Raw genomic sequence first — 24,117 nt, 5'->3', positions numbered from 1 at the left:
GTAATCTATGAACAGTCATCGCAATGTAGCTGAAAATCTGGCCGAGGGTGAAGTATTGCAGTGGGTCACGTTCCGTCTCGATAACGAGACCTACGGCATCAATGTGATGCAGGTGCAGGAAGTGTTGCGTTATAGCGACATAGCGCCGGTACCGGGTGCTCCGAATTATGTGCTGGGCATCGTCAACCTGCGCGGTAACGTAGTGACGGTACTGGATACCCGGCTGCGCTTCGGCCTGCATCCTGCGGAGCTTACCGACAACAGCCGCATCGTGATCATAGAAGCGGAAAAACAGGTCATCGGTATCCTGGTCGACAGCGTGGCCGAGGTGGTGTACCTCAAGTCGTCCGAAATCGAAACCGCCCCCAATGTCGGCACCAATGAAAGCGCCAAGTTTATTCAGGGCGTGTGCAACCGGGAAGAGGAGCTGTTGATTCTGGTGGATCTGGACAAGCTGTTGTCCGACGACGAGTGGGACGAGCTGGGCCAGCTGTAATGTGGTTGCAACCGGCGTTTATACTGGCGCTGTTGGCGCTGATGCTGGGCATGGTCGCGCTGTTTGTGGCCTGGTCGATGTGGCGTCAGAGTCAGCGCAAGCTGGAGGCCATGAGCCGCTTGATGCGTGAGCTGACCCGTACTCGGGACAGCTATCGCAAGCAGATAGAAGAGCTGCAGGCGGCCAATATCGGTCTTGGTGACAAGGTAACCGAGTTGCACCGTCAACTGGGGCAGTTAAGTGAGCAGCAGCAGGAGCTGGCGCTGAAAGATCCCCAGGGCAAGCTCTACAGCCGGGCTACCCGCATGGTGCAACTGGGGGCCGATATCGACGAAATCATGGCCGAGTGCGACATGCCGAGGGCCGAAGCCGAGCTGCTGCTTTCCCTGCATCGTAAACAGTAAAAGCGGAAACGTCGCTCGCCGTTTCGTCTGTGGCAACCTTGCTTCAGCGCAATAAATCACGCGATTTTGTCCTTCACCGGGTGAAACTAAGGCCATTACGGGCGCCGTGTGTTAGACTGGCGCCCATTTTAATGGTTTGAATTATCAACGATTATGCTTGAAGCCAGAGCCTTGACCTGTGTCCGTGAAGAGCGCACCTTGTTCAGCGAGTTATCCCTGAAGGTGGCGCCCGGAGAGCTGGTGCAGATAGCCGGCCCCAACGGGGTCGGTAAAACCAGTCTGCTGCGCTTGCTGGCCGGCCTGTCGCGGCCTTACGGCGGCGAGGTACTCTGGCAGGGCGAGAACATAGAGCAGCACAGAGACGACTATCATCAGGACCTGCTCTATCTCGGCCATCAGGCCGGCATCAAACACGAACTGACCGCCTTCGAGAATCTGGCCTTTTTCCGCCGCATGCACCACGCCGACAGCACCGCCAGTTTGTGGGACGTACTGGCGATGGTGGGCCTGGCGGGGCTGGAAGATCAGGCCGCCGGTCAGCTGTCTGCTGGTCAGAAACGGCGGGTGGCACTGGCCCGGCTGTGGCTGGGTGGCCCACGGCTGTGGATCCTCGATGAGCCCTTCACCGCCATCGACAAACACGGCGTCAGGGTGCTGGAACAGCTGCTGCTGGATCACACCGACGCCGGCGGCATGGCATTGATCACCACTCATCAGGATTTATCCCTTTGTGCCGACCGGGCACGCATTCTGCAGCTGACCCCTTATCAGGAGGAGCCGGCATGATCTCCATGTTTACCGGGGTACTGCGCCGCGAGCTGGTGTCGGCCCTGCGTCGGCGCGCCGATATTCTCAACCCGCTGTGGTTTTTCGTAATCGTCATTACCCTGTTTCCCCTGGGCATAGGCCCGGAGCCGACCCTGCTGGCGCGTATCGCCCCCGGTATCGTGTGGGTGGCGGCGCTGTTGTCGTCGCTGCTGGCGCTGGAGCGCTTGTTCCGGGACGACTTTATTGACGGCACCCTGGAACAATTAATGCTGATGCCCTGTCCTTTAGGGGTACTGGTGCTGGCCAAGGTCATGGCGCACTGGTTGCTGACCGGTTTGCCGCTGTTGCTGCTGTCGCCCCTGGTGGCGGTATTGCTCAGCCTGGACATGGTGGGCTTTCAGGCGGTGTTTCTGACCCTGTTGCTGGGCACGCCAATCCTGAGCCTGCTCGGCGCCATTGGGGTGGCACTCACAGTAGGCATCGGCAAGGGAGGCGTGCTGTTGAGCCTGCTGACCCTGCCGCTGTATATTCCGGTGCTTATTTTTGCCACCTCGGCCATAGAGGCGGCCAGTCTGGGCGTGCCCTATGATGGTCAGCTGGCGATTCTGGCGGCCATGCTGGTGGGCAGCATGACCCTGGCACCCTTTGCTATCGCTTCTGCGCTAAGAGTGAGTGTGAACTAACGGAGGTCAAGTTGTTTTGAATGACGACTTTGGGATATCTTATGCCCCGGTACACTCGTTTTTTTGTGAACAATTTATGTAACGTTTTTAACAACGTTTTCAACAACGTTTTTCAATAACGTTTTTTATAACAATGCGTAATACAAAAAAAGGTCTGTGAGCAAGATGTGGAAATGGTTACATCCCTATGCCAAGCCAGAGCAAGCCTATCGGCTCGCCGGTCTCTGGCTCCCCTGGTTTGCCGTGTTCAGCGTGGTGTCCTTTGTCATCGGTCTGGTCTGGGGGCTGGCCTTTGCGCCGGCGGATTATCAGCAGGGCGACTCCTTTCGTATCATTTATATTCATGTGCCCGCCGCCATTCTTTCCATGGGCGCCTATTCTTCGATGGCCATCGCCGCCTTCATCGGCCTGGTGTGGCAGATCAAGACCGCCGACATGGCGGTGGCGGCCATAGCGCCGGTGGGCGCCGTGTTCACCGCCATTGCCCTCTTTACCGGTGCCGCCTGGGGCAAGCCCATGTGGGGCGCCTGGTGGGTGTGGGATGCGCGTCTGACCTCGGAGCTGATTCTGCTGTTTCTCTATCTGGGGGTGATTGCGCTCTATAACGCCATTTCCGACAAGGTGCTGGCCGGCCGTGCCGCCGGTATTCTGGCGCTGGTGGGGGTGATCAACCTGCCCATCATTCACTATTCGGTAGAGTGGTGGAACACCCTGCATCAGGGGGCCAGCATCACCAAATTCGACCGGCCGTCCATTTCCAACGACATGCTCTGGCCCTTGTTGATCATGATACTGGCCTTCAGCTGCTTCCTGGGGGCCCTGACCCTGATGCGGCTGCGCAACGAATTGATCCGGCGCGAGTCCCATCGTCCCTGGGTACTGAAACTGGCGGAGGAACAGGATGAAATTTGATAGCTGGTCCGCATTCTGGGCCATGGGCGGCTACGGCTTTTATGTGTGGCTGTCTTTTGGTTTGACCCTTTTTGCTCTGGTGGCGCTGCTGGTATCGACCATGGCCACCAAAAAAAGCCTGCTGCGTGCAGTCAAACAGAAACAGGCCCGGGCGGCCCGTCGTAAAGCCGCCCAGAAGTTGGAGAATACCTTATGAACCCTAGGCGTAAAAAGCGCATGGCCCTGCTGCTGGCGGTGGTGGTCGGGCTGTCGGTGATGACCGGGCTGGTACTCTATGCCCTGCAGCAGAATATCGATCTTTTCTATACTCCCACCGAGCTGGTGCAGGGCAAGGGGGAAGAAAAAATCAAGCCGGAAGTGGGCCAGCGCCTGCGTATCGGCGGCATGGTGGTGCCGGGTTCGGTGAGCCGTGATCAGCAAAGCCTCAAGGTCAGCTTCGATCTGGTGGATGCGGGTGGTGAAGTCATTACCGTTATTTTCGACGGCATACTGCCGGACCTGTTCCGGGAAGGGCAGGGTATCGTGGCCCAGGGCCACCTGGACGATGCCCGTACCATTACCGCGTTTGAAGTATTGGCCAAGCACGATGAAGAATACATGCCGCCGGAAGTGGCCGAAGCGCTCAAGGGAATCGAGCACGTTAAACCCGAATATTCCCAGGAGCAGCTGAAAGGAAGCCGGTCATGATTCCAGAAATAGGGCAATTTGCCCTGATCCTCGCCCTGGCGGCGAGTTTGATACTCAGTATTTATCCCTTGCTCGGGGCCGTTCGCGGCAACGTCAACATGATGTTGCTGGCGCGGCCACTTTCCTACGCCATGTTGGGTTTTCTGCTGGTGTCGTTCGGCTGCCTGACCTGGGCCTTTATCGATCACGACTTTACCGTGCGCTATGTGGCGTCCAACTCCAACAGCCTGTTGCCGCTGGAATACCGCATCTCCGCGGTGTGGGGCGCTCATGAAGGCTCGCTGTTGCTGTGGGTACTGACCCTGGCCGGCTGGACCGCCGCCGTGGCCCGCTTCAGCCGGGCCTTGCCGCTGGATGCGGTGGCGCGGGTACTGAGCGTGATGGGCATGATTGGCGTGGGCTTTTTGCTGTTCGTCATCATTACTTCCAATCCTTTCGAGCGCACCCTGCCGTTCTTTCCGGTCGATGGCCGGGATCTCAACCCGTTGCTGCAGGATCCGGGGCTGATTTTCCATCCGCCCATGCTTTACATGGGTTATGTAGGCTTTTCGGTCGCCTTTGCCTTCGCCATCGCCTCGCTGATGACCGGCAAGCTGGACGCGGCCTGGGCGCGCTGGTCCCGTCCCTGGACCATGGCGGCCTGGATTTTTCTGACCTTGGGTATCGCGCTGGGCTCCTGGTGGGCCTATTACGAACTGGGCTGGGGCGGCTGGTGGTTCTGGGATCCGGTAGAAAACGCCTCCTTCATGCCCTGGCTGGCCGGCACCGCGCTGATCCACTCGCTGGCGGTGACCGAGAAGCGGGCCACCTTCAAGGCCTGGACCGTATTGCTGGCGATCATGGCGTTCTCGTTGAGTCTGCTGGGTACCTTTCTGGTGCGCTCCGGGGTACTGGTATCGGTGCATGCCTTCGCCTCGGACCCGACCCGCGGACTCTTTATTCTGGTGTTCCTGATGCTGGTGGTGGGCGCCTCGCTGCTGCTCTACGCCATCAAGGGCGCCGAGGTAAAAAGCCACGGCAAGCATGAGCTGGCCAGCCGCGAAAGCATGCTGCTCGGCAACAACATAGTGCTGATGGCCGGTCTGGTGGTGGTGTTCATCGGTACCTTGCTGCCGCTGGTGCACAAGGAACTGGGCCTGGGCAGTATTTCCATCGGCGCGCCCTTCTTCAACAGCCTCTATGCCTGGTTGATCATTCCCTTCGCCCTGCTGTTGGGCGCCGGGCCCTTGTTCCGCTGGCGTCGCCAGAGCATGAAGGAAATCAACGGCAAGCTGCTGTTTGCGGCGTTGGCCAGTGTGGCCATCGGCGCCTTCCTGCCCTGGTATTTTGCCGAAAACTTTGAAATCTGGGCGGCGATCGGCCTGGGGCTGGGTGCCTTTATCGTGATCACCAGCCTGCAGGAAACCTGGGTTCGCGCCACCCATCGCCATTCATTCGGGACCGGGGTACGCAAGCTGGGTAACAGCCACTGGGCCATGTTCCTCGGTCATATCGGTCTGGCGGTTACCATCATCGGCATCAGCTGCACCCAGCTCTACAGCATAGAGCGGGACGTGCGCATGTCGGCCGGCGACAGCGTGACCTTTTCCGGTTACACCTTTACCTTCGAGGGTACACAGCAGGCCGACGGCGCCAACTACGAAGGTTTCAAGGGCGTGATAGCGGTGAGCAAAAACGGCCGCGAGCTGCCCAAGCTGCATGCGGAAAAACGGCTCTATCTGGTGCAGCGCATGCCGATGACCGAAGCCGCCATCGATGCCGGTTTTACCCGTGACCTTTACGCCGCCCTGGGTGAAGAGCTGGATGACGGCGCCTGGGCGGTACGACTCTATTACAAGCCCTTTATTCGCTGGGTCTGGTTCGGTGCCGTACTGATGGCCGTTGCCGGTGTCATTTCCATGGTCGACAAGCGCTACCGCTTCGGTGGTAAAGCCAAGCAGGAGGCCGCATGAATCGTCGCGTCCTGATCCTGTCGATCCCGCTGCTGCTGTTTCTGGGGGGCTGCATCTTCCTGTACAAGGGGCTGTTTTCCGATCCGCGCAAGCTGGAGTCGGTGCTGCTGGATCAACCGGTGCCGGAGTTTGCCCTGACCTCGTTGCAGAACCCGGAGCAGCAGTTCAACCGGGATATCTTTACCGGCCAGCCCATGCTGCTCAATGTATGGGCCACCTGGTGCCCGACCTGCTATGCCGAGCATGAATATCTTAACGAGCTGAAGGCCAAAGAGGGGATCTACATCGTCGGCATGAACTACAAGGACGAGCGGGACAAGGCGCTGCGCTGGTTGAAGAACCTGGGCAATCCCTATGCCATCGATCTGTACGATCCTCGCGGCATGCTGGGGCTGGATCTGGGCGTTTACGGTGCTCCCGAGACCTTTCTCATCGACAGCCAGGGGGTGATTCGTTACCGCCATGTGGGCGATGTCAACGAGCAGGTATGGCAGCAAACCCTGAAACCGATTTTTGAGCGAATGGAGTAAAGCGATGCGTTTATGCTCTGTGCTGATCTTGCTGGCGGGGCTGTGGCTGCCGCCGGCCATGGCCGCCATCGATGTCTACGAGTTCGACTCCCCCCAGCAGGAAGAGACCTTCCGCGAGCTGACCCGGGAGTTGCGTTGCCCCAAATGCCAGAACCAGGATATTGCCGACTCCAACGCCGAGCTGGCCAAGGATCTGCGCGAAAAGACCTACACCATGTTGCGCGAGGGCAGCAGCAAGAAGGAAATCATCGATTTCATGGTGGCTCGCTATGGCAACTTTATTCTCTACCAGCCGCCGGTAATGGCATCGACCCTGATCCTGTGGCTCGGCCCCGTGCTGGTGATGCTGCTGGGGCTGGCGATCGTGCTGGTACGGACGCGAAAAAAATCGCGAAACAGCGCAGCCGGCGCCGATAGCGCCTTGAGCGAGCAAGAAAAACGGCGCCTGGCCGACCTGCTGAACAAAGACAAAGAGAGCTGATATGACCTTATTCTGGATCGCCAGCGGCCTGCTGACGCTGCTGCTGGCACTGGTAATAATATTGCCCCTGACCCGAGGCCGGGCCGAGTCCAGCCACAGCCGTAATCAACTCAACACCCGGCTCTATCGGCAACGGTTGCAGGAGCTGGAGCAGGACCGGGATCAGGGTCTGCTGGATGAAGGGGAATCGGCGGCCCAGGAGCTGCAGAAAAGCCTGCTGGACGACGTGGTAGCCGAAACGCCGCAACAATATCGCCACGGTATCTGGCTATGGTTGCCGGCGGTGTTGATCGTGGTGGCGGTGGCCTATGCCGGCTACTGGCAGTTGGGGGCGTATCGACATGTGGTGGAATGGCAGGATAACGCCGCCCGCCTGGGTGAGTTGTCGAACAAGGTATTGATTGACCCGGATGCCGAGGTGACCGAGCAGGACATGAAAGACCTGATCCAGTCACTGCGCACCAAGCTGCACCAGAGCGGCGATGATTTTCGTGGCTGGCTGCTGCTGGGACGGCTGACCCTGGAAATGGGCGACGGCGAAACGGCCCGCGATGCGCTGGAAAAGGCGCTCAAGCTGACCGATACCCCGAATGCGGTGATCGTTCCTTACGCCGAGGCCCTCACCATGACCGGTGAAGCGTTGCGTGCCGAGAACATGATCAAGCAGGTGCTGGCACAGGATCCGAACAATCTGGAGGCCTGGTCGGTGTTTGCCTTCATGGCGGTACAGCAGGATAACCTGACCGCGGCCATCGCCCGCTGGCAGCAGATTCTGCAACGGATGTCACCGGATAACCCGCGCTATGCGATGATTGAACGCTCGGTGGCCTTTGCCGAGCGGCGATTGACAGAAACCGATAATGCGCCGGTGACCGGGCCGCGCTTCGAGGTGGAAGTCAATGCCGCCAGTGCCGTGCCTTATCATCCGGGTGCCGTGCTCTTCGTCTATGCGGTAGACGCCAAAGGCGGTGAAATGCCGTTGGTAGCCCGTCGTATCGAGCAGCCGTCATTTCCGCTGACCATCACCCTGTCCAATGCGGATGCCATGGTGGCGAGCAACAACCTGAGTGGACGGGATTCGGTGGTGATCAAGGCGCGAATTGCCCCCAGCGGTAACGTGACCGACGCCACCGATGCCTGGGAAGGTCGCAGCGGTGTGCTGGGCACCGAAGAAGATAGTCAGCTGTCCATCTTCATCGATACGCCCTTGTAATGCGGCCGGGCCGACGGGCCTGACCGCCATGAGCGATAATAAGAAATAACAAAAACGATAAGGTTCATATTATGTGGCGAACATTGATTGTGACGGCGAGCATGACTCTGGCAGGTTGTGCCGCCCACGAGGGCGTGGATGTGCCACGTACTAACGATCCTTTCTCACCGGCAATACCGGCCGATTATGGTCGGGCGACGGCCGATGATGCCCGTGACCCTTTCGAGCCGGTCAACCGGGCCTCCTGGGTCATCAACTACGATGTGCTGGATCCTTATGTGGTCCGCCCGGCGGCCCACGCCTATGCGGATTATGTGGCCAAGCCGGTCAGAGACGGGCTGCAGAACGTGGTGCTCAACCTGGAAGAGCCGGCCAGCTTCGTCAACCATCTGGTGACCGGAGATTTTCCCGGCGCCGGTACCAACCTGGTCCGCTTCGGGGTGAACAGCACCGTCGGCGTGCTGGGTTATTTCGACGTGGCGGAAAAAATGACGCTGTCGCGTCGCTCCAAGGATTTCAGTCAGGTGATGGGGCAGATGGGCATCGGCGATGGTCCTTTTCTGATGCTGCCGGTACTGGGGCCAACCACGCTACGCCAGCTTTCCGGCGACATGGTCGACAGCCTCTATTTTCCCTACGACGTGATGAGCTTTGCGCTGCGTACCGGTAAATGGGCGCTCGACGGCCTGTACCAGCGCAGCGAGCTGATAGAGCGTGAACCCATTATCGACAATTCCCTCGACCCTTATGGCCTGACCAAGGATCTCTATCTGCAGTATCAGGATACCAAGATAGGCAAGGAATTCGAGCCGGCCTCGGACGAAGAGCTGGAAGCCTTCATGGACGAGATTGACGGGTAAGGCGTGAAGCTCAACGTCTTGGGGAAGCGCCGGTCTGCTCCTCCCCCTTGGTCGCGGCTTCACAGACAGAACGGCGATTTTTGCGCCAGGGGGAGGCGGGGTGGGGGTGTCATCTTCGAACTTTGACAGTAACCCCTCCCCAGCCCTCCCCTTGCGTTGCACTTCGCAGTGGTTCTGCAAATCCGAGGCCAAGGGGAGGGAGCAAGCGGTACGGGGGGGTCATCACCTCATTCCTCACTCCTCACTCAGGGCTTTCCGGTAATGCCGCCGCTGACGATAAAGGTGGTCATCTTGCTGGCAGCTACGTCCAGCAGCTGGATCTTGTCCTTGTCGACCACGATAAGGTTGCCGGCAAAATTGTAGGACTGGGGCAGGTAGACCGCGACCTTGCCCGGCAGGCCAAACTCCGCCATGTCTTCCCGGGTGATAAAACCCAGCAGTTGCATCTCGCCTCCCATCAGGCTGACCGCCACCGGTTTGTTGAACCTTTTGTTATCCCCGATCAGCGCATTGAACAAGTCGCTTAGCGAGTTGTAGAGCAGCTTGACCAGCGGGATCCGGGACAGCACGCTGTGGAACAGCGACAGGAAAAAACGGCCGAGATAAAAAGAGGCGAACATGCCGGTCAGTATGATCACCGCCAGGGTCAGCAGGCCACCGGCCAGATCGGCAATCCAACCAGTTTCCAGCCCCGGAACCACCAATTGCAACACCGAGCCCAGTGCCGAAAACAGGGTTTCGTTCAGCAGATTGAAAATCAGGTAGACCAGATACACCGTCAATACGAACGGCAGCAGGATCAACAGACCCTGAAAGAAAAAACGAAGCAGTCGTTGCATCAGCAGGCTCCGATAAAAGGGACCGCATCATGGCAGATACCCAGCGCAATAACAGCTGAAATCAAGGGTGCTGTGTCAGGCGAAGTCGTGCGGTTTCAAGGGTTAACGGCCAGCCTTGAAGCGGCGAAAGAAACACATCCACTTTCGATACCAGGGCGGGCGGAACTGTCGGCTTCGTTCGGCGGCAAACAGCGCCTTGTGCAGCAACATGGCACTGGGCCGATAGCCATAATGTTGCTCCCAGCTCTGGCCGACCTCATCGATAATCAGCCGGCACTGATGATCGTAGAGGGTGTCGTGATTATAGGAGGGCGGGCTCTGGCGATAATCTACCGCGTAGTGATCCAGAATGCGGCGAAAGCTGACCACCAATTGTTGGTATTGCTGCTTATCCATGAAATCTCTCCATTTTCCTGAGTATATGCTACCCCGGCGGCTGCGGCTTTTTGGCTCTTTTATAGGCACTTGCCGCCGACAGCATAAAATAACCGATTTTTGCGCTTCATCAGGCTTTGCAAGGCGGCCCGGCCTTGGTAAGGTGAAAGTGGTTGCGTAAGAAAGAAATAACTTGATGTCAAATACGGCGCTGTTTTTCTTTTTATTTGGTTGTAATTATTTGTTTACAAGTGAGGATGTCATCATGCAGAAAGACACACTGAATAATATCCATATTCGATCCGAGAAGGTCATGATTACCCCGGCAGAGCTGAAGGCCAAGTTGCCTATCTCGGAACAGGCGCTGTCGTACATCGGCCAGGCCCGGCACACCATTTCCGATATTATTCAGCGCAAGGATCACCGTCTGCTGGTGATCTGTGGTCCCTGTTCCATTCACGATATCGACGCAGCCAAAGAGTACGCAACCCGCCTCAAAAAACTGCATGATGAATACAGTGACAGCCTTTATATCGTGATGCGCGTCTATTTCGAGAAGCCGCGCACCACCGTCGGTTGGAAAGGCTTTATCAACGATCCTCACCTGGATGGCAGCTTCGACATCGAAGAAGGTCTGCACAAGGCGCGCGAGCTGCTGTGCTGGCTGGCCGAGCTGGAACTGCCGCTGGCGACCGAAGCGCTGGATCCCATCAGCCCCCAATACCTGGCCGAGCTGTTTTCCTGGTCGGCCATCGGTGCCCGCACTACCGAGTCCCAGACTCACCGCGAGATGGCCTCCGGCCTGTCGATGCCGGTCGGCTTCAAGAACGGTACCGACGGCAACCTGGGTACCGCCATCAATGCGCTGAAGGCGGCGGCGGAGTCTCATGCTTTCATGGGCATCAATCAGGAAGGGCAGGTCGCGCTGCTGGTCACTCAGGGTAACCCGGACGGCCATGTGATACTGCGTGGCGGCAAGCACCCGAACTACGATTCGGTCAATGTCTCGCTGGCCGAAAAGGCGATGGTTTCCGCCGGGCTGTCGCCCAGTTTGGTGGTGGATTGCAGCCATGGCAATTCGAACAAGGATTACAGCCTGCAACCGCTGGTGACCGAGAACGTGGTACATCAGATTCAGGAAGGCAACCAGTCCATTCTCGGCATCATGCTGGAGTCGCACCTGCATGAAGGTAACCAGTCCAGCGAGCAGCCCAAGAGCGAGATGCGCTACGGAGTATCGATTACCGATGCCTGTATCGACTGGGACACCACCGCCGAGCTGCTGAAACGTTGTCACCAGCAGTTGGCCGCGCCCTTGAAGGCCCGACAGGGCTGAGGAGCGCCTTGGTGGTGACTCTAAAAATTGAATAGAGCCGCCTGACGCTAGGGTCTGTTGACCTTTCGAGGTTAAATTTTGTTCGAGTTAAACGCGTTTTTATCGCGGCGAGAGGGGTGTAGCCTAGTCATTCTAAGCAAAGCCCTCTCAACAAAGAGAAAAACGCGTTTAGCCGAACCCGCAGGGCAGCGCTTGTGGGGGCTTGCTACTGCGTTATCGCTTATTTATGTAGAGTGACTACACGGCATAAGCGATGCCTTGTATCAAGACCCCACAAACGGCTGCAAAAATCATCGCGAAAGGTCAACAGACCCTAGGGGACGACTGTCCCCGCCGGCGCTTCACAGGCATAATAGAGCACCGCGTCCGGGAAGGGCCGGTGCTTTTGTAATTGGGATGGGACCAATGGTAGATGAATTAGCAGTCCTGCGGGATCAGATAGACGAAGTTGACCAGCAGCTGGTTGAGCTGTTTGCCCGCCGCCTGAAACTGGTGGCGGGGGTAGGGGAAGTCAAGAGCCGCCAGGGGGTGCCGATTTATGCGCCCGACCGTGAAGCGGCCATGCTGGCCCGACGCCGGGCCGAAGCCGAAGCGCGCGGTGTACCGCCGGATTTGATTGAAGACGTGTTGCGCCGCGCCATGCGCGAGTCTTACGCCAGCGAAAAAGACACCGGCTTCAAGTGCATGAACCCCACACTGGGCAAGGCGGTGGTGATCGGTGGTGCCGGTCAGCTGGGTGGCCTGTTTGCGCATCTGCTGACCCTGTCCGGTTATCCGGTCGAGATCCTGGAAAAAGACGACTGGGCGCGAGCCGACCAGCTACTGGTCGGTGCGGGTCTGGTGGTGGTGGCGGTGCCCATCGATCAGACGGTGGCGGTGATCGAGCAATTGCCTCGGCTGGCCGACGACTGCCTGCTGGTCGATCTGACCAGCATCAAGGCCGAGCCGCTGGCGGCCATGTTGCAGGTACACGCCGGTCCCGTACTGGGGCTGCACCCCATGTTCGGGCCCGATGTGTCGAGCCTGGCCAAGCAGGTGATTATTTACAGCGAAGGCCGTGGCGCCGAGCAGTATGAATGGCTGCTGGCCCAGATGCGTATCTGGGGTGCGCGATTGCAGGCGGTAAATGCCGACGAGCACGACAAGGCCATGAGCCTGGTGCAGGCCCTGCGTCATTTCACCAGCTTTGCCTACGGTGCCCACCTCTGTGCCGAACAGGCGGATCTGGCGCAACTGTTGCGGCTGAGCTCGCCTATCTACCGGCTGGAACTGGCCATGGTAGGTCGTCTGTTCGCCCAGGATCCGGTGCTGTATGCGGACATCATTTTGTCGTCGCCTGGTAATCTGGAGATGATCCGTCGCTACCACCGCCGCTTTGGCGAGCTGCTGGAGCAACTGGAGCAGGGCAAGCGCGATGCCTTCGTGCAGCAGTTCTCCACCGTCAGCGAGTTTTTCGGCGACTATGCCGACACCTTCCTCAAGGAAAGCCGCATTCTGCTGGCCCAGGCCAACGACAGTCGTCATCATGCGGATTGATGGTGCGAGGTGTGAAAGGAATGTGAGGCGTGAAGGGTAAGGTGTGAGGAGAAAAACACCGAAGCATTAAACGAAAAAAGGCGCCGAATCTTCAGCGCCTTTTTTGATCTTGAGAGCCGACGGAATAGCAGCGATGTGCAACACCCCCTCCCTGCCTCCCCCTGGCGAGACCCCGCTGTGATGCCTGTATCCCTACTGCCAAGGGGGAGGGGCCGTCTGGCGCCAAGCTTCAAGCACGGCACCCGTTTTGCTCCCTCCCCTTAACTGCTGATTTGCAGAACGACGGCGGGGTGCAATGCAAGGGGAGGGCTGGGGAGGGGGTTCTGCAGCGCGTTCACATATTCGCCTCATCCTTCCCCCCTCACGCTTCAGTCCTGATACAGCCGCTGGGCCAGTTGCTGCAGCGGGACCATGTCGTCTTCTTCATTCAGCGTAATGCAGAAGCCCTGCATGCCGGCTTCCTTCAGGGCATGACCCAGTTCGGGCAGCAGGCTGTCCTGGCCCGGCAGCTGGCCGAGCAACGGCAGGCGACTCTGTTGCTGCAGACGCAGCAATTCGGGCAGCGAGCGACTTTGGGTGTCTAGCAGCGCCAGTTGCTGGTTGCCTTCGGTCAGTATCTGCTCGGCCTCGGCCAGGGTGTGTTCCAGCTTGTCTGCCAGTGGCAGCAATACCGGGCGGGTGCTGCGACCGGCCGCGGTCAGCAGCTCGTCGCGTCGGCCCTCGATGGGTTGCAGCAGCAGCAAATCGAGGGACTCTGCGGCCCGGCTCAGTTGCTCCGGGGTATGAACCAGGGTCATGGCCGCCAGGTCAAACTGGGCGGCAATCTCGCGCAACTGCTGCAGGCGTTGTTGTTGCTGCCGGCTGTCGCCCTGCTCGAAACAGGGAGCGGCCAGTACCTGACCGCCGTGCTCTTTCAGGCGTCGCGCCGCCTCCTGCAAGGCGGAGCGATCGGGCCAGGTCGCCAGCATGGCGGCCAGCAGCGGCTCCTGGCGGCTCATGTAAAAGCGGCCTATCTGCAGTGACATTGCGGCATTCTTGTCGGCAGGGCGGTGGGGCGGCACTGCCGGTACACCGGCGTTACCCTGGCTCAGTGCCTTGGAGGGAATGCGGGTCGGCGCCACCTCGGCGCTGGGATAACAGCCCAGTATCTTGATGAAACGGACGATATCCTTCAGCTCTTTCAGCGCCGCCTGCATCTCGTTACTGTTGACGTTGGCTGCCACATCCACATAGAACATTTCTTCCCAGGGATTGCCGATAATGGGGCGGGACTCGAGTTTGGTCATGGTGATGTGATGACTGCGCAGCACCAGCAGGGTTTCTACCAGGGCACCGCTCTGCTGGCCGGTCGACATGATGAAGCTGGTTTTGGCGGGAATTTGTGCCGCCACTTCTACCGGCTTGCGCGCCACCACGATAAAGCGGGTCATGTTCTGCTTCTGGTTGGCCAGGCCGCGTACCAGCGGCTTGAGGCCGTGCAGTTCACCGCCGTCGGCGCTGCCCATGGCACCGATATCGTCTTGCTTGAGGCTGGCCACCAGCTCCATGGCGTTGGAGGAGGCGGCACAGAATTCGACTTTAACGCCCGGCAGCGTTTTCAGGTACTGGGAACATTGCTGATACACCTGCGGATGGGTATACAGGGTTTTCAGTTTGCTGACGTCGGTGTTTACCGCCACCAGCAGACAGTGCTCTATGGGCTGGGTCAGTTCGCCGACGATGGACAGGCTGGTGTGCTGCATTAGATCGAACACGTCGTTGATGGCGCCCGAGCTGGTGTTTTCGATGGGCAGAATGCCGTATTGCGCCTGACCGGACTCGACGGTATCGAAGATCTGCTGAAAGGTTTCGCAGTTATGTTCGACCATGGTGGCCTGAAAACGGGACAGATACTTGCGGGCAGCCATGTTGGAGTAGGAACCGCGCAGGCCGAGAAAGGCCACGCTGATGGCCGGCACCTCATCCTGGGGGTTGAGCAGGTCCTGCAGCAGCGCCTGCTGCGACAGCACCGAGTCTTCGATGATGGTGTGGTAAAGCTGGGTGACGTAATGGGCGTCGAGCCCAAGCTGGCGGCCCTGGTTGATCAGCTCCACCAGCAGCGCCTGTTCCCGTACCTGATCCCGAATCGGTCGCGGGTTTTCCAGCTTGCTGCGGGCCACTTCCAGGCTCAGGCCCTTGCGTTTGGCCAGCAGGGTCAGCAGTTCCTTGTCGAGACGGCTGATGTGGGTTCTGATCTCATCCAGATTCATGAATAGGGCTTCCCTTATTACCTAAAAAAAGTGTCATCTAGGGTCTGTTGACCTTTCGCGGTGAAATTTTGTTCGAGTTAAACGCGTTTTTATCGCGGCGAGAGGGATGTAGCCTAGTCATTCTAAGCAAGGCCCTCTCAACAAAGAGAAAAACGCGTTTAGCCGAACCCGCAGGGCAGCGCTTGTGGGGTCTTGCTACTGCGTTATCGCTTATTTATGTAGAGTGACTACATGGCATAAGCGCTGCCTTGTATCCAGACCCCACAAACTGCTGCAAAAATCATCTCGAAAGGTCAACAGACCCTATAAAAAAACCTCCCGGTGGGAGGCTTGTCTGTTCGTCTTTCGCTTATTTCTTGCCAGACCAGATGCCGCCCCGTTTATGATGTAAACAAGCAGGATGCGAAAAAGAAGCGAAAGAAAAACAGGGAAACAGACACGGTGATTCTCGACGTTGATATATACCCTGATAGAAATACTTAAAAGCGGCGGCAAGGGCAAGCCTTTTCCGGGAATTTTTGGCGGCGAGGTGGGATTGGATGGCAAAAGGCGGTAAATGGTCGTTTTTTGCCATTTACCGCCTGACGCCTCGTGCCGAAAACGGCGCCGACTTCGGGAGCCATACTCTGGCTCCCGGGAGGACAATTATTCCGCTTCTTCGCCTTCGCTTTCGGTGATTGGCTGTGGGGTCTGGGTGCGCTGGGCCAGCGGTTTGTCGGCATAGCGGTTCAGCTGGCGCTCCAGCCGCTGTCCCAGTTCCTTGATGGCGGCGTACAGGTTTTCATCTTCTGCCTGGGCGAAAAGGGTATCGTTAGGAACACCTGCGGTCGCTTCCACCAGATAGTTTTGTCCCTCTTTCTGAATGATGACATGGGGGCTGATCAGCGCAACCTGGCGCCGGTTCAGCTTTTCGAAGCGACTTTCAATCCGTTCACGAATAGCGGGAGAGATGTCGATAACGTTGCTGGTAATGGTAATGGACATATGGACCCCCTGAGGTGTTTCTTTGTTGGTGTACGACTTCAGACTACCCTGACAGTAGTTTAATTTTGTGACCCTGATCAACTTTTACTGCCCGATCTGTCGTCACGACAAAAATCTGTGATCGAGCCGCGGCTACTATCAAAAAGCCCTTGTCAGGAGAGAGTGAAACAGGCCAGACTCGATCGGATAAGTTGTTCCGTTCTTTCCTCTACCCTCGTTATACCAATCTGTAAAACTAACTGATCTATTTAGCTGCTCGGTAAAGGTCGAACGAAGGGTCTACTCCACCGACACGCTGCAAGCACCTCCATGTGGCGCTCAGCACATGACGTCCTGTCATGTGATGGTCTCTGGAGTAGAACCCTTCATCCGCCCCTCTGCGGCGGCGGCACCTGTGGGGGTGCTCTGCAGACGACTCGGTGCTTAAGGAGAGGCAACAGAGATCGATTCCCACGACCGTGAAATGCCAAGGCCGGAAAATGCTCCTGCCGTTCCGGCATTCCCGCCCTCCCTGGCGGTCAGATGGCATTTCCCGAGCCCGTATGGGGCAGCTTGCTGCCGTGTATCTTTGTTGGGTAATGGACCGAATATCCAGTGAATATTCGCAGCCGTTACCCAGCAAAGATGGCTAGCCCAGTGGCGTGTCGAGGGAGGTGACTCTGTTTCCTCTCGTGTCCAGCTTTGAAATAGATCATATTTAGATTGGTATTAAATACGGCCTAAACTCGTCCGTGGCATCTGTCGTTACGTCCCGCCTTGTCTCGTCCAGACAGGCCCTTGCCTGACGCAAAAAGAGAATTTATCGCGCCCCATTGGCAGTGTTGTCACTATTCCTTAGGATAGCTCTCTATATCGCCATTTAAGGGAGTGCGCCGTGAGGGGCTGGTTGGGAGTAGGGCTGCTGCTGTTAAGTCTGGGAGCGAGTGTTCAGGCCTCGCCGTTGCGCGAGCAGTATCGTCAGGCCGAGCAGGCGCTGAAAAAAAATGACATACCCGGCTATGAACGGCTGCGCAAGGGACTGGATGCCTATCCATTGACGGTGTATCTGGATTATCAATATCTTGCCGATCGAATGCAGCAGCTGACCACGGCACAGGTGACCCGCTTCATGAACCGTTATTCCGACTCTTTGCTGGCCGACCGGCTGGAGCGCCGTTACCTGTTCCGGCTGGCGCGCGAGCAGCGCTGGCGGGAATTTCTGGCACTCTATCCCGCCCTGCCCAACAGCGTTGAATTACAGTGCGCTCACTACCGAGCCAAATGGGCAACCGGAGACAGAGCCACGGCCATCGCCGGTGCAGAAACGCTGTGGCTGCACGGCTATTCGCGGCCCGATATGTGCGATCCCTTGTTTGATGCCTGGACCGGCGCCGGTGGGCGAGGCGATGAACAGGTCTGGCAACGGATGCTGTTGGCATATGACCAGCGCCAGGACGGCCTGATGACCTATCTTGGCCGCCAGCTGAGCTCTTCCGCCAAACCGGCCGGTGATTTCTTGCTGTCGCTCGACAAGAAGCCCGAATTGCTGGCCGGCTCCCGTTTGCTGGTGGCCGGCTCGGACCGCCACAAGGCGGCGCTGGCCCGGGCCCTGTCGCGACTGGCAGACACCCGGCCCGAGCTGGTGATGAGCCTTTACCCCAAATATCGGCGTCAGTCAGACTTGAGCCGGCAGCAGGTGGCCGATATAGAGCGGCAACTGGCCCGGCGCCTGATGTTCAATCGTACCCGGGATTATCGCAGCTGGCTCGACAGTCGCCTGCCGGTGGTGGGCGATGCGGACCTGTTCGAGCTGCGAGCCCGGCTGGCCATCTGGGAGCAGGACTGGCGTGAGCTGCCCGACTGGATAGAGCGTTTACCGGCCGAAGCACAAAGAGACAGTCGCTGGCAATACTGGCGGGGCAGGGCGTTGAAGGCCCGGAACCGTCATGCAGAAGGGGACAAGGCCTGGCAACAGGCGGCGCAAAACCGGGATTACTACGGCTTTTTGGCGGCGCAGCAGGGTCGGCATCCGTATGATCTGCAAAAGCAGCCCTCGCCATCGGCCCCGTCCTTGAGCCAGGCTCGGCGGCAATGGCCGGCGCTGTTGCGGGTAGAAGAGTGGCTGGCGCTGGGCAACAAAACCGCGGCACGCACCGAGTGGTATCATCTGCTGGGCCGGGTCAACAAGGCCGATGGCCTGGCGCTGGGCAGTCTGGCCCTGAGCCGGGGCTGGTACGATAAATCCATCGTGGCCAGCATTCGGGTACGCGCCTGGGATCATCTGGATCTGCGCTTCCCGATTGTCTACCGTGATCTCTTTCAACGTCAGGCCCGCAAGCTGGGGCTGGATGAAGCGACGCTGTTTGCCATCGCCCGGCAGGAAAGTGCCTTTTATGAGCAGGCGCGCTCGCCGGTGGGTGCCGGTGGCCTGATGCAGTTGATGCCGGCCACCGCCAGGGAAACCGCGCGCAAGCACGGTATCGGCGATTATCAACATCCGGCCGATGTGTATCGCGCCGAGGTCAATGTGCAGCTGGGCTCCAGTTACTTCAGCGAGCTGCTTGAGCGTTACGACAACAACCGTATTCCGGCCATTGCCGCCTATAATGCGGGCCCTTCACGGATTAACCGCTGGCTGAACAACAGTGGCAGCCGCCCGATGGATGTGTGGGTAGAAAACATTCCCTACCGGGAAACCCGGGGTTATGTACAGAACGTGCTGGCCTTTTCGGTGATTTATCAGGATATGCTGGGGCAGCAGAAAACCTTCATCAAACCGGCGGAGCTGAAATATGTCTACTGAACTGCGCACCGAGTCGAACCTTGAACCGAACGTCGTCATCATGGGGCTGGGCTGGCTGGGCGAGCCGCTGGCGAAGACATTGCACGCCCGGGGCTATCGCGTGGCCGGCACCACCACCTCGCAGGAAAAGGCCGAACGGCTGAGGCTCGAGGGCATCAAGGCGCGGGTATGGGACATCAACGCCCCCTTGCCGTCGGCCTGGCCGGCCGATTTGGTCGCGAACACCCTGGTGCTGTGCGTACCGCCGGGCAAGGTGGATGATTATGCGGATACCCTGGGGCGGGTAGCTTCGCTTGCCGCCAGGGTCGGAGTGCAACGGCTGCTGTTTACCAGTGCCACCTCTGTGTATGGCGGACTCGGGTGCAAGACCGAGGCGGATGCCGCGCCGGACTCCCCCCGGGGGGAGCGCATGCTGGCGGCTGAGCAGGCGGTGCGCCACAGCGGCATGGCACAGGTGTTGTGCCTGCGGCTGTCCGGTCTGGTTGGCGGCAGCCGCGAGCCGGGGCGTTTTCTGGCCGGGCGCCGTTTCGACGGGGGTGAAGAGCCGGTCAATCTGGTGGCGCAGGAAGACCTGTTGCGCTTTATTCCCGCTATTCTGGCCCGTCACGACTGGCCGGACGTGCTTAATGTCAGCGCGCCGCACCATCCGAGCCGACGTGAATTTTATACCCGGGCCGCGTTGCTGCGTGACTTGCCAGCGCCGCTATTCGACGGCGGCGGCGAGGGCAAGCGGATCGACGGCAGTGCGCTCAGTCGCTGGCTGGGTCTCGACTATCGGGTAACGGACTGGTTTGCGTGGCTGGCAGCGCGTAAGGCGCAGGGCTGAGCAGGGGCGCCAGCGCCAGCAGCAGCGTATCCCGATACACCCGGCGCCGATCCAGCAGGTTGCGGGTCAGCACCCCGATGGCGCCGCCCTGCTGCTTGCAGTTGCTGAGGTTGAACAGTCGGTCCATGGCATGACCCAGCTCTTCCCCCTCGGCCACCGCCTGAGCGACGAACGGCGGTAGCGTCAGGCTGGCGCTGCGGGCGGCGTTGTCCAGCCCCGGTCCCAGCACCTGCAGCCAGGCGAAGGTGATGCTGTGTTGTTGTACCCGGTCGATACCGCCTTCCATACCAATCCACAGACTGGCTTCGGGAGTCGCCGCCCGGGCCGCCAATGCCCGGTTGCGGGCGCCGGTGAGGGTTTCGGCATCGCTCATCGGCTGCTCGGCCACGCCGGACGGTACGGCCAGGCCGCTTACCTGACAGCGGTTATCCGGAAATATCTGCTCAAGAGCCAGGCGGGCGGCCTCGATTTTGGCCGGGTTGAGCGATGCGACAATGACCTTCATGGAATCCCTTTTTACGTTGAAAATTGCGGCCGACGGGCCGGCTGATTATTATGCCCACTTTACTTGTCCGATAGGAGACGCAAACGCGATGACCGATCAACAAACCCCCAGGGGAGAGCTGCTGTTGCGCACCATGGCCATGCCGGCCGATACCAATGCCAATGGCGATATCTTCGGTGGCTGGATCATGTCGCAGATGGATCTGGGTGGCAGCCTGCTGGCCAACGAAATTGCCCTGGGACGGGTGTGTACCGTGGCGGTCAGCGACATGACCTTTCTGCGCCCGGTGCAGGTGGGGGATGTGGTGTGCTGCTATGGCGAGCTTGCCAAGGTGGGGCGCAGCTCCATTACCGTCAAGGTCGAGGTCTGGGTCAAGCCGGTACTGGTGCCGGAAAACGGCCCTCGCTATCGCGTAGCCGGCGCCCAGTTTGTGTATGTGGCCATCGACGAGAACGGACGCCCCCGTGCCGCCAAGCCCGGTGCTTAAATCCGGCCTGCTGGCCTCGGCGTTGTTGCCGGCGTTGTTGCTGAGCGGCTGCATCGAGGTGCCGAAAACGGTACTGCTGAGCGATGGCTTCGAGCCGGTGGCCGCCGCGTGCCTGTTTCCCTCTATGGACAGCAGTCAGTCGTTACCCTCGTCGTTTTCGCTGCTGAGCTGGAATATCTACAAGCAGCAGGGCGACTGGCAGGCAGAGCTGAATCGCTGGATTGATGACAGCGATCTGCTGTTGTTGCAGGAGGCCCAGAGTTCCGATGAGCTATACGGCTGGCTGCAGGTCCGGGATTATCGCTGGTTTCAGGTGGCTGCCTTCACCTGGCAGCAGCAGGCCAACGGTGTGCTGACCGCCTCACCAGGGCTGCCGACCCGGGTGTGCGGCCAACGCATACGGGAGCCGGCAACCCGAATTCCCAAGTCGCTGCTGTTTGGTTATTACTCTCTCGAGGGAGCAGATGAGCAACTGCTGGTGGTGAACCTGCATGCGGTGAATTTTTCGTTACGGGGCCGAACCTATCAGCAACAGCTGGATCATATCAGCGGTTTTATCGAACATTATGGTGGCCCGGTGATCGTGGCCGGTGACTTCAATCGCTGGAACCCGCGCCGAGTAGGTTTGCTGCAACGCTGGGCCGAGCGGGAACAACTGACCGAGGCGGTTCCGGTGCCGGATCACCGCACCCGTTTTGCCGGTTATCCGCTGGATGCGGTGTTTTATCGCGGGTTGGAACTGAATGGTGTGCAGAGCATGCGCTCACAGGCGTCCGATCACGGACCCTTGCAGGTCAGCTTCAGGGCGAAGGGCAGCGATAAGCCGTAAGCCGGCAGCGGTCAGACAGAATATCGTGAGGCGAGGGAACAAAAAGAGCCGCAATGATTGGCATTGCGGCTCTTGGTATTCACTTATAGCTGAAAGCTGATGGCTTAACGCTGTGTTTGTTACCCGGCGTTGGCGGCGACGATTAGGCTCTGTCCGGCGCGCAGGCTGTGCTTGTCGGGCAGCTGGTTCCAGCGCAGCAAGTCGGTAATGCTGACGCTGAAGCGGCTGGCGATGGCCGACAGGGAGTCCCCTGACTGCACGCGATAAACCCCGTCATTGGACGAAGGCGTCACAGCCCCGTATGCCCTGGGCAGCATCAGCGTCTGGCCCACTCGAATGGTGGTACCACGCATATTATTGGCCTGCTTGATGGCTTCTATGCTGGTGCCGTTGCGACTGGCGATTCTGCCGAGGCTGTCACCGCCCTTGACCTGATAACGCTGATAGGACTTGCGTTCCTGCTCGGGCAAGTCGGCCATGGCAATTTCAAAGCCCTCGGCATGAGCCACCGGCACCAGAATTTCGGCGTTGCGCACCGGTGAGGTGGCGGCACGCTTGAATGCCGGGTTGAGCTGCTTGAGCTGGCCCCGGTTCATGCCGGCCAGATCGGCGGCCATGTTCAGGTCAACCTGACCTTCCACTTCCACCACCGCCAGCTGCGGCCGATTGGGCACCGCCGGCACCTCCATACCATAGTGGCCGGGTTGCTTCAGAATATCGGCCAGTGCCAACAGCTTGGGCACATAATTCTGGGTCTCTTTGGGCAGCGACAGCGACCAGTAATCGGTGGGCTTGCCCTGGCGCCGATTGGCCTTCATGGCGCGCTGTACCCGGCCTTCGCCGGAGTTGTAGGCGGCCAGCGCCAGCACCCAGTCGCCATCGAAGAAACCGTTCAGGTATTCCAGATAGTCGAGTGCGGCGCGGGTGGCAGCCATCACATCGTACCGGCCGTCATACCAGCTGTCGTAATGCAGACCAAACTGCTTGCCGGTGCCCTGCAGCATCTGCCACAGACCCGCGGCGTGGCTATGGGAATAGGCACGGGGATCGAAGGTACTTTCCACCACCGGTAACAATACCAGCTCCATGGGCATGTTCCGTTTCTCTATCTCTTCCTTGATGAGATAGAGAAACGGTCTGGCGCGTTCGGATACGGAACGCATATAAGCCGGGTGTTTGAGGTACCACTTCCGTTGGGCCACAACCCTGGGATGATCCAGCGGCATATCCAGCTGCATGTTTGCCGCCAGATCGAGCCACAGATCCGACTGCTGCTGCTCAGCTTGCTGGCGCGGCGGTCGTTTGGTCGATGAATGGGATACGGTGCTGTAAGTCCGACCACTGGTGGTGGTCTTGCTTTGTATCCGCAGCGACGAATAGGTCGCTGATTTGGGGTAGAGCGGGCTGTTCGCCTGCTCACCAGCTGTTTCCTGATGGCCATAGGGATGTCGAACCGAATCGGTCGACATCGCCTGGCAGCCCGCCAGGAGCAAGGCACTGGATAATAAACAGAGTCTTCTCATGGTGTCTGCGTCTCACAAAAACGGCGGCCAGTGTATGCTTTGTGAGCAGCTTAATCAAGTTCGTTAAAAATCGTCCTTCCAGCGGCGAAGTGCGGCGAACACCTCGATGTCTCCGATCAACTCCGCTCCCTGATGCACCTGGGCCGCGGCTCGAACCCCCGCCAGATGGGCGCGGAGGAAGACATTGACGGCTTTTTCCCGGGCCAGGGTGCTGGGTAACGTAGGCACGCCCTGCTGGCGTAATTTGGCCACATTTTGCAGGTATTTCTTCAATTCAGGGTTGTTTGGCTCTACAGCATGACAAAAAGCCAGGTTTGCCTGGGTGTATTCGTGGGTGCAATAGACACGGGTATCGTCCGGCAGACTGGCGAGGCGCTGCAGAGACTCGTGCATCTGTTTTGGCGTGCCTTCAAACAGGCGGCCGCACCCGCCCGAAAACAGGGTGTCGCCGCAGAACAGCAACGGGGCTTCCGGCTGCTGATGGGCATAGTAGGCGATATGGCCCAGGGTATGGCCGGGTACCGACATCACCTTTAATTCCAGTGCCAGCGTGGGCAAAGATATCTTGTCACCATCGCTCAGCGCAATCGCGCCGGCTGCGGGCATGGCTTCTGCCGCGGGGGCATAAAGCTGTGCCTGGGGCCGGCTGGCCAGCAGGGCCTTGACGCCGCCGGTGTGATCCCAGTGGTGGTGAGTGATCAGGATGGCGTCCAGTGTCAGCCCGCGTTCGGCCAGTATTTTTTCGACCGGCGCGGCGTCACCCGGATCGACCACGACCGCATGGTTGTTATTCGTTATCAGCCAGATATAGTTATCCTGAAACGCGGGGATGGGACTTACGTTAAACATGGTGCTGTCCT

General features: G+C 59.0%; 24 protein-coding genes, 1 pseudogene and 1 other annotated feature. Of the genes and pseudogenes, 18 read left to right on the top strand and 7 right to left on the bottom strand.

Annotation, left to right across the window (positions count from 1 at the left end; all coding sequences use genetic code 11):
• Positions 1 to 7 precede the first annotated feature (7 nt).
• From ABD827_RS12060 to ABD827_RS12005, 12 genes are all read left to right on the top strand, one after another.
• A complete protein-coding gene (locus tag ABD827_RS12060) occupies positions 8 to 496 on the top strand; it encodes a chemotaxis protein CheW (RefSeq protein ID WP_298717912.1) in 489 nt (162 codons plus the stop codon).
• Positions 496 to 900: a DUF2802 domain-containing protein gene (locus ABD827_RS12055; protein WP_298717915.1), complete on the top strand. Its 405-nt coding sequence runs from the start codon at positions 496 to 498 to the stop codon at positions 898 to 900. Before ABD827_RS12060 ends, ABD827_RS12055 begins: the two co-directional genes overlap by 1 nt.
• 150 nt (positions 901 to 1,050) lie before the next feature.
• Positions 1,051 to 1,686: a cytochrome c biogenesis heme-transporting ATPase CcmA gene (ccmA, locus tag ABD827_RS12050; RefSeq protein WP_344965063.1), complete on the top strand. Its 636-nt coding sequence runs from the start codon at positions 1,051 to 1,053 to the stop codon at positions 1,684 to 1,686.
• A complete protein-coding gene (ccmB, locus tag ABD827_RS12045) occupies positions 1,683 to 2,351 on the top strand; it encodes a heme exporter protein CcmB (protein WP_298717921.1) in 669 nt (222 codons plus the stop codon). The genes ccmA and ccmB overlap by 4 nt, the downstream gene beginning before the upstream one ends.
• 165 nt (positions 2,352 to 2,516) lie before the next feature.
• Complete coding sequence (locus tag ABD827_RS12040; RefSeq protein ID WP_344964999.1) at positions 2,517 to 3,263, top strand: heme ABC transporter permease; 747 nt, start codon at positions 2,517 to 2,519, stop codon at positions 3,261 to 3,263.
• Positions 3,253 to 3,459 carry a heme exporter protein CcmD gene (ccmD, locus tag ABD827_RS12035; RefSeq protein ID WP_298717925.1) on the top strand — a complete coding sequence of 69 codons (207 nt, stop codon included), beginning with the start codon at positions 3,253 to 3,255 and terminating at the stop codon, positions 3,457 to 3,459. The genes ABD827_RS12040 and ccmD overlap by 11 nt, the downstream gene beginning before the upstream one ends.
• On the top strand, positions 3,456 to 3,950 hold the full coding sequence (gene ccmE, locus ABD827_RS12030) for a cytochrome c maturation protein CcmE (protein ID WP_344964998.1): 495 nt from the start codon (positions 3,456 to 3,458) through the stop codon (positions 3,948 to 3,950). Before ccmD ends, ccmE begins: the two co-directional genes overlap by 4 nt.
• Positions 3,947 to 5,902, top strand: a complete 1,956-nt coding sequence (locus ABD827_RS12025; RefSeq protein WP_344964997.1) for a heme lyase CcmF/NrfE family subunit — start codon at positions 3,947 to 3,949, stop codon at positions 5,900 to 5,902. The genes ccmE and ABD827_RS12025 overlap by 4 nt, the downstream gene beginning before the upstream one ends.
• Positions 5,899 to 6,432 (top strand): DsbE family thiol:disulfide interchange protein, encoded by a 534-nt coding sequence (locus ABD827_RS12020; RefSeq protein WP_298717937.1) that lies wholly within the window; start codon positions 5,899 to 5,901, stop codon positions 6,430 to 6,432. The genes ABD827_RS12025 and ABD827_RS12020 overlap by 4 nt, the downstream gene beginning before the upstream one ends.
• 4 nt (positions 6,433 to 6,436) lie before the next feature.
• Entirely contained in the window at positions 6,437 to 6,913 is a 477-nt protein-coding gene (locus tag ABD827_RS12015) for a cytochrome c-type biogenesis protein (protein ID WP_344964996.1), read from the top strand.
• Between the two features lies 1 nt (position 6,914).
• The gene (ccmI, locus tag ABD827_RS12010) at positions 6,915 to 8,126 is read left to right on the top strand and encodes a c-type cytochrome biogenesis protein CcmI (protein ID WP_344964995.1); all 1,212 of its coding nucleotides are present in this window, start codon (positions 6,915 to 6,917) and stop codon (positions 8,124 to 8,126) included.
• A 71-nt stretch (positions 8,127 to 8,197) separates the two neighbouring features.
• A complete protein-coding gene (locus tag ABD827_RS12005) occupies positions 8,198 to 8,986 on the top strand; it encodes an MlaA family lipoprotein (RefSeq protein WP_298717947.1) in 789 nt (262 codons plus the stop codon).
• A 245-nt stretch (positions 8,987 to 9,231) separates the two neighbouring features.
• Here ABD827_RS12005 and ABD827_RS12000 read toward each other — a convergent pair whose 3' ends face one another.
• Together ABD827_RS12000 and ABD827_RS11995 are read right to left on the bottom strand one after the other, a co-directional pair.
• Positions 9,232 to 9,825: a DUF502 domain-containing protein gene (locus ABD827_RS12000; RefSeq protein WP_298717950.1), complete on the bottom strand. Its 594-nt coding sequence runs from the start codon at positions 9,823 to 9,825 to the stop codon at positions 9,232 to 9,234.
• A 102-nt stretch (positions 9,826 to 9,927) separates the two neighbouring features.
• Positions 9,928 to 10,221: a hypothetical protein gene (locus ABD827_RS11995; RefSeq protein ID WP_344964994.1), complete on the bottom strand. Its 294-nt coding sequence runs from the start codon at positions 10,219 to 10,221 to the stop codon at positions 9,928 to 9,930.
• 244 nt (positions 10,222 to 10,465) lie between these two features.
• Between ABD827_RS11995 and ABD827_RS11990 the strand changes: the two genes are divergently transcribed.
• Together ABD827_RS11990 and tyrA are read left to right on the top strand one after the other, a co-directional pair.
• The gene (locus tag ABD827_RS11990; protein ID WP_344964993.1) at positions 10,466 to 11,536 is read left to right on the top strand and encodes a 3-deoxy-7-phosphoheptulonate synthase; all 1,071 of its coding nucleotides are present in this window, start codon (positions 10,466 to 10,468) and stop codon (positions 11,534 to 11,536) included.
• A gap of 405 nt (positions 11,537 to 11,941) precedes the next feature.
• Positions 11,942 to 13,072, top strand: coding sequence for a bifunctional chorismate mutase/prephenate dehydrogenase (gene tyrA / locus ABD827_RS11985; protein WP_344964992.1), 1,131 nt, complete (start codon positions 11,942 to 11,944; stop codon positions 13,070 to 13,072).
• A gap of 1,100 nt (positions 13,073 to 14,172) precedes the next feature.
• Here tyrA and ABD827_RS11980 read toward each other — a convergent pair.
• Together ABD827_RS11980 and hpf are read right to left on the bottom strand one after the other, a co-directional pair.
• Positions 14,173 to 15,321 (bottom strand): annotated as a pseudogene (locus ABD827_RS11980) (chorismate mutase); the annotation flags it as partial.
• 304 nt (positions 15,322 to 15,625) lie between these two features.
• Positions 15,626 to 15,762: a sequence feature (Phe leader region), on the bottom strand.
• Positions 15,763 to 15,966: 204 nt separating this feature from the next.
• Positions 15,967 to 16,305 carry a ribosome hibernation-promoting factor, HPF/YfiA family gene (gene hpf, locus ABD827_RS11975; RefSeq protein ID WP_298717967.1) on the bottom strand — a complete coding sequence of 113 codons (339 nt, stop codon included), beginning with the start codon at positions 16,303 to 16,305 and terminating at the stop codon, positions 15,967 to 15,969.
• Positions 16,306 to 17,179: 874 nt separating this feature from the next.
• Between hpf and ABD827_RS11970 the strand changes: the two genes are divergently transcribed.
• Together ABD827_RS11970 and ABD827_RS11965 are read left to right on the top strand one after the other, a co-directional pair.
• Positions 17,180 to 19,087, top strand: a complete 1,908-nt coding sequence (locus ABD827_RS11970) for a transglycosylase SLT domain-containing protein (protein WP_344964991.1) — start codon at positions 17,180 to 17,182, stop codon at positions 19,085 to 19,087.
• Entirely contained in the window at positions 19,077 to 19,913 is an 837-nt protein-coding gene (locus tag ABD827_RS11965; protein WP_344964990.1) for an NAD-dependent epimerase/dehydratase family protein, read from the top strand. Before ABD827_RS11970 ends, ABD827_RS11965 begins: the two co-directional genes overlap by 11 nt.
• Here the strand turns inward: ABD827_RS11965 and yjjX are convergent.
• Positions 19,837 to 20,418, bottom strand: a complete 582-nt coding sequence (gene yjjX, locus ABD827_RS11960) for an inosine/xanthosine triphosphatase (RefSeq protein WP_344964989.1) — start codon at positions 20,416 to 20,418, stop codon at positions 19,837 to 19,839. The two genes, ABD827_RS11965 and yjjX, sit on opposite strands and share 77 nt — an antisense overlap.
• An 88-nt stretch (positions 20,419 to 20,506) precedes the next feature.
• Between yjjX and yciA the strand changes: the two genes are divergently transcribed.
• Both yciA and ABD827_RS11950 read left to right on the top strand, forming a co-directional pair.
• Positions 20,507 to 20,905, top strand: a complete 399-nt coding sequence (gene yciA / locus ABD827_RS11955; protein WP_298717978.1) for an acyl-CoA thioester hydrolase YciA — start codon at positions 20,507 to 20,509, stop codon at positions 20,903 to 20,905.
• On the top strand, positions 20,883 to 21,734 hold the full coding sequence (locus ABD827_RS11950; RefSeq protein WP_344964988.1) for an endonuclease/exonuclease/phosphatase family protein: 852 nt from the start codon (positions 20,883 to 20,885) through the stop codon (positions 21,732 to 21,734). Before yciA ends, ABD827_RS11950 begins: the two co-directional genes overlap by 23 nt.
• 119 nt (positions 21,735 to 21,853) lie before the next feature.
• Here the strand turns inward: ABD827_RS11950 and ABD827_RS11945 are convergent, their stop codons facing one another.
• Both ABD827_RS11945 and gloB read right to left on the bottom strand, forming a co-directional pair.
• On the bottom strand, positions 21,854 to 23,257 hold the full coding sequence (locus tag ABD827_RS11945) for a LysM peptidoglycan-binding domain-containing protein (protein WP_344964987.1): 1,404 nt from the start codon (positions 23,255 to 23,257) through the stop codon (positions 21,854 to 21,856).
• 63 nt (positions 23,258 to 23,320) lie between these two features.
• A complete protein-coding gene (gene gloB / locus ABD827_RS11940) occupies positions 23,321 to 24,106 on the bottom strand; it encodes a hydroxyacylglutathione hydrolase (RefSeq protein ID WP_344964986.1) in 786 nt (261 codons plus the stop codon).
• Positions 24,107 to 24,117 lie beyond the last annotated feature (11 nt).

The sequence above is a fragment of the Oceanisphaera sediminis genome, assembly GCF_039539745.1.
Lineage (GTDB): Bacteria > Pseudomonadota > Gammaproteobacteria > Enterobacterales > Aeromonadaceae > Oceanimonas > Oceanimonas sediminis.
Note: the sequence above shows the minus strand (reverse complement) of the source record. Positions and strands in the feature narration are given on the sequence as shown.